A 3,735-nucleotide genomic window follows, 5' to 3' on the forward strand; every position below is an offset into this window, starting at 1 on the left:
GCAGATCTGGTGCTGCGCGGCCTGGCCCGGCTGGCCGGCCCCGCCGCGCGCGCCGGCGCGGCGCCCGTGCGGTGACTCGTTCCATGAATGGCCGGGCCGCCATGCCGGTGTCCCGCTCCATGGTGCGGCTCAGAAATTCCGCACGGATCTCGTCCCGGCACCAGGCGCGGGAGGCGTCGCAGCCATGTCGCCGCGACTGGCGGCAACGACGTATCGGGGCGAAACACCGCGGAATCCTTCGATAGTTATTTGCGGAACGGGACACTAGAATCCGGCCACCCCTGACCGGCGTCCTGGCATGTTTCTGCGCGTGTTGTTCCTGCTGCTGCTCGCGATGAATGTCGGCGTCGGCAGCTGGCTGTATTTCGCGCCGAAGACCGCCGAGCACGAAGTCCCGGCGACCGACTACGGCATCACGCGGCTGGAGCTGCTGGCCGAGCGCGAACGGCCCGGCGACGCGGCCAGCGCCGAACTCGCCGAAGCGCCCGCGGCCAGCGACGCGCCCGAGCAATGCCGCAGCATCGGGCCGTTCGCGACGCAGGCCGACGTGCGCGCGGCGCTGAACAAGCTGACGCCGAGCGTGCGCCGCATCCAGTTCCGCGAGGCGCGCACGACCCAGCCGCGCGGCTACTGGGTGTTCGTGCCGGCCATGGCGTCGCGCGAGCAGGCGCTCGGCGTCGCGCGCCAGCTGTCGGCCAAGGGAGTGCGCGATTACTACGTCGTCACGGCCGGCGATCAGCAGAACACGATCTCGCTGGGCCTGTTCCGCGAACAGGCCAATGCCGAGCGCCGCCGCGCCGAGATCGCCGGGCTGGGCTTCTCGCCGCAGATGCTGCAGCGGACCGAGGATCTGCCGGTGTACTGGATCGACTTTTCCGAAGATCCGCAGCGGCCGGTGGCTTGGCGCGCGCAACTGCCCGATCTGATCGACCTGAAGGAACAGTCGGTCAACTGCTTCTGAGCGGGACGACCCCGGCGGTCGCGCGCTGTCGTGCGGGCGTATGCTCGGCGCCTCGTTTTCCCGCACCGACGGAGCCGCCACGATGAGCCAACCGATACGCGCCTGGGCCGCCACCGAAGCCAGGGCCGCGCTGCAGCCGTTCGAGTACGACCCGGGCCCGCTCGGCGAGGAACAGGTCGAGATCGCGGTCGACTACTGCGGCATCTGCCATTCCGATCTGTCCATGCTCAACAACGACTGGGGCCGCACGCGCTATCCGTTCGTGCCGGGACACGAGATCGTCGGCCGCATCACGGCCTGCGGCCCGCAGGTCAAGGGCCGCCGGGTGGGCCAGCGTGTGGGGCTGGGCTGGTTCTCGGCGAGTTGCCTGCATTGCGGCGCCTGCATGGGCGGCGACCATCACCTCTGCGCCAGCGGCGAGGAGACCCTCGTCGGCCGCCACGGCGGTTTCGCCGACCGCGTGCGCGCGCACTGGGCCTGGGCGATCCCGCTGCCCGACGCGCTGGCGCCCGAATCCAGCGGCCCGCTGTTCTGCGGCGGCATCACCGTGTTCAATCCGATCGTGATCGCCGGCGTGAAGCCGACCGACCGCGTCGGCGTGGTCGGCATCGGCGGCCTCGGCCATATGGCGCTGGCGTTTCTGCGTCACTGGGGCTGCGAGGTCACCGCGTTCACGTCGAACGACTCCAAGCGCGACGAGGCGCTGGCGCTCGGCGCACACAAGGTCGTCTCGAGCCGCGACCGCGGCGCGCTCAAGCGGCTGGCCGGCCAGTTCGATTTCATCCTCGTCACGGCCAACGTCGCGCTGGACTGGGCCGCGTTCATCGCGGCGCTGGCGCCCAAGGGGCGGCTGCATTTCGTCGGCGGCGTGCTGGAGCCGATAGAACTCGCTGCGTTCAGCCTGATCGGCGGGCAGAAGAGTATCGGCGGTTCGCCGCTGGGCAGCCCGGCGACGACCGCGAGCATGCTCGAGTTCTGCGCGCGGCACGCGATCGCGCCGCAGGTCGAGCGCTTTCCGCTCGCGCGGGTCAACGACGCGCTCGAACACCTGCGCGCCGGCAAGGCGCGCTATCGCGTCGTGCTGGAGACCGGCGCTTCGGCGTGAATTCCGCACGTCCGGGCGCAGCCGCCGGCTCCGGCGCTGCAATGAACCGGCGCCGGCGGCGGTCCCGAGGGGAGGCTGGACACCTTCACGGGAGCGCCCGGCCGTTCAGGCCGGGCGCTCTTGCGGCGGCGGCAGACGCTTGGCACTCTTGCGCGCTCGCCTGAAACCTGTCCCCGCGCTGAACTTTCTTCCCGCGCCGGGGTCGGCTGGATCCATGCAACCACTCCGAGGATTCGCGATGTTCAAGAAGCTCACCCTGGCCCTCGCCCTTGCGGCGGCGACCTTCACCGCCATGGCCGCCCCGGACGAGGCCAAGGAAACCAAGGTCGTCAGCGACGCGATCCTCGCCCTGGTGCCCCAGGCCAAGATCGATTCCGTGGCCAAGTCCACCTTGCCGGGCTTCTACGAGGTGGTCACCGGCGGCCAGGTCGTCTACGTCAGCGCCGACGGCAAGTACCTGCTGCAGGGCAGCCTGTTCGACATGAGCTCGCGCAAGGACCTGACCGAGGCGCGTCTCGGCGGCATCCGCAAGGAGCTCGTCGACAAGGTGCCGAAGTCCAAGCGCATCATCTTCGCGCCGAAGGATCCGAAGTACACGGTGACGGTGTTCACCGACATCGACTGCGGCTACTGCCGCAAGCTGCACCACGACATCGCCAAGTACAACGAGCAGGGCATCGCGGTGGAATACCTCTGGTTCCCGCGCTCGGGCCCGGGCACGCCGTCTTTCGAGAAGGCCGTTTCGGTCTGGTGCTCGGCGGACCGCAACAAGGCGTTCACCGAAGCCAAGTCCGGCACCGACCCGAAGTCGGCGACCTGCGACAACCCGATCAGCGAGGAATTCGAGCTCGGCCGCCGCGTCGGTGTCAACGGCACGCCGACCGTGATTGCGCCGGACGGCACGCAGATCGGCGGCTACCTCGCCCCCGAGGCCATGCGCCAGCGCCTGGACAGCCTCGCCTCGACGAAGTAAGCCACGGATTTTGTGAAGTTTTCCGACGGCGGCTGCAGCGACGCAGCCGCCGTCGGCGTGTCTGCGTGCGGCGCCGCAGCGATGGCGGCCGCCGGACGGCAGCGGTTATCATGCGCGCCCTTCTGAGAACCCCGCTCCGGAACGGCCTTACATGATCGTCCTCGACGGGCAAAGCGCCCTGTCCGCCTTCCGTCTCGATCGCCTGAATCGCCAGCTGGCCGAATCGGCACCCGGAATCCGCGTCCTATCGACGCGCCATGTCTATCTGCTGGCTGCGGCGCAGGCGCCCGACGAGGCGACCCGCAAGCGTCTGGCCGAGGTGCTGGAAGCGCGCGGCGACGCGGCGCGGCCGGCCAGCCTCTGGGTCGTGCCGCGGCTCGGCACGATCTCGCCGTGGTCGAGCAAGGCCACCGACATCCTCAAGGACTGCGGCTTCGCGATCGACCGCGTCGAGCGCGCCGTGGCGTTCGAGCTCAGCAGTCTGCCGGCCGCCGGCAGCGCGGCCTGGAACGGCCTGCTCGCGGTCCTGCACGATCCGATGATCCAGTCGGTGCTGACCTCGCTGGCCGACGCGCAGCAGCTGTTCCTGGCCGGCAGTCCCGGCCCGCTCGGCCGCATCGCGCTCGGCAGCGACCCGGCCGCGGCGCTCGCGGCCGCGAACGGCCGCCTCGGCCTGGCCCTGGCGCCCGACGAGAT

The 3,735-nt window shown here is 70.2% G+C and carries 3 protein-coding genes and 1 pseudogene; all 4 read left to right on the plus strand.

Features of this window, described 5'->3' with window-relative positions; translation table 11 throughout:
• Positions 1-298 precede the first annotated feature (298 nt).
• On the plus strand, positions 299-961 hold the full coding sequence (locus NON22_RS21660; protein ID WP_257389078.1) for an SPOR domain-containing protein: 663 nt from the start codon (positions 299-301) through the stop codon (positions 959-961).
• An 82-nt stretch (positions 962-1,043) separates the two neighbouring features.
• On the plus strand, positions 1,044-2,066 hold the full coding sequence (gene ahr, locus NON22_RS21665; RefSeq protein ID WP_257389079.1) for an NADPH-dependent aldehyde reductase Ahr: 1,023 nt from the start codon (positions 1,044-1,046) through the stop codon (positions 2,064-2,066).
• 238 nt (positions 2,067-2,304) lie between these two features.
• Entirely contained in the window at positions 2,305-3,039 is a 735-nt protein-coding gene (locus NON22_RS21670; protein ID WP_257389080.1) for a DsbC family protein, read from the plus strand.
• Positions 3,040-3,190: 151 nt separating this feature from the next.
• Positions 3,191-3,735: pseudogene (locus NON22_RS21675) on the plus strand (phosphoribosylformylglycinamidine synthase); the annotation flags it as partial.

Source organism: Tahibacter caeni, assembly GCF_024609805.1.
Taxonomy (GTDB): Bacteria; Pseudomonadota; Gammaproteobacteria; order Xanthomonadales; family Rhodanobacteraceae; genus Tahibacter; species Tahibacter caeni.